The organism is Pseudoflavonifractor sp. BSD2780061688st1 E11 (assembly GCF_005844125.1).
Lineage (GTDB): Bacteria > Bacillota > Clostridia > Lachnospirales > Lachnospiraceae > Sellimonas > Sellimonas catena.
In genome coordinates this window covers 1,207-2,788 of record NZ_SPHM01000082.1, presented here as the reverse complement: position 1 = coordinate 2,788, position 1,582 = coordinate 1,207, and the positions used below count along the sequence as shown (strand labels likewise).

Sequence of the window (1,582 nt, the reverse complement as noted above, 5' to 3'; positions counted from 1 at the left end):
AAGTTGGTTATGCTGGAAAGAGCGCAGGGTGGATGCCTTGGCACTAAGAGCCGATGAAAGACGTGATAAGCTGCGAAAAGCTTCGGGGAGGAGCAAATATCCATTGATCCGGAGATTTCTGAATGGGGAAACCCACATGAGAAGACCTCATGTATCCATACGCCAATCCATAACGTATGGAAGGGAACCCGGTGAACTGAAACATCTAAGTAGCCGGAGGAAGAGAAAGAAACATCGATTCCGGGAGTAGCGGCGAGCGAAACCGGAAGAGCCCAAACCAGTGTGCGTGCATGCTGGGGTTCGGACTGCGTAAGTGACTTCCAAGAGTAATAGAATGGTTTTGGGAAAGCCAGCCAGAGAGGGTGAAAGCCCCGTACATGAAATTCGAGGAAGCGCGGCAGGATCCAGAGTACTACGAGACACGTGGAACCTTGTAGGAAGGAGCGGGGACCACCCCGTAAGGCTAAATACTCCTTAGTGACCGATAGCGCATAGTACTGTGAAGGAAAGGTGAAAAGGACCCCGTGAGGGGAGTGAAAGAGAACCTGAAACCCTGTGTTTACAAGCTGTGGAAGAACGAAAAATGTTCAACCGCGTACTTTTTGTAGAACGGTCCGGCGAGTTACGCTGGCAGGCGAGGTTAAGGACTAAAGGTCCGGAGCCGAAGGGAAACCAAGTCTTAAGAGGGCGGTCATAGTCTGTCAGAGTAGACCCGAAACCGGGTGATCTATCCATGTCCAGGTTGAAGTTGCCGTAAAAGGCAATGGAGGACCGAACCCACATCCGTTGAAAAGGGTGGGGATGAGGTGTGGATAGGGGAGAAATTCCAATCGAACCCGGAGATAGCTGGTTCTCCTCGAAATAGCTTTAGGGCTAGCCTCGATAGAGTCAGGTGGAGGTAGAGCACTGAATTTCCTAGGGGGCGTCAAAGCTTACCGAAGAATATCAAACTCCGAATGCCATGCTGATGCTTATCGGGAGTCAGACTGCACGAGATAAGTTGGGCAGTCAAAAGGGAAAGAGCCCAGACCTGCAGCTAAGGTCCCAAAGTGTGTGTTAAGTGGAAAAGGATGTGGGATTTCGAAGACAACTAGGATGTTGGCTTAGAAGCAGCCATCCATTGAAAGAGTGCGTAATAGCTCACTAGTCGAGAGGTCCTGCGCCGAAAATGTCCGGGGCTGAAACACACCACCGAAGCTCAGGAATGTATTTGACATTGGTAGAGGAGCATTGCATACAGGATGAAGCAGTACCGGAAGGAGCTGTGGACTGTATGGAAGAGAGAATGCCGGAATGAGTAGCGAGAGGAAGGTGGGAATCCTTCCGGCCGAATATCCAAGGTTTCCAGGGTAAAGCTGATCTGCCCTGGGTAAGTCGGGACCTAAGGCGAGGCCGAGAGGCGTAGTCGATGGACAACAGGCAGAAATTCCTGTACTGCTGTACAACAGAACTGTGGGGACGCAGAAAGAGAGCGCGAGCCGGGAATGGAGAGACCGGTGCAAGCGGGGTACCAGTCCGGTTGGAAAAACCGCCGGGCAATGGGAAGACGTGATGCGGAGCGAAGAAAAAGTAGCGAAGCGCG

The 1,582-nt window shown here is 51.8% G+C and carries 1 rRNA gene (cut by a window edge); it reads left to right on the top strand.

The features are described 5' to 3' along the window. Nucleotides 1–5 precede the first annotated feature (5 nt). Nucleotides 6–1,582 (top strand): 23S ribosomal RNA (locus FGQ85_RS18000); its annotated part runs 1,206 nt beyond the window's last position; the annotation flags it as partial.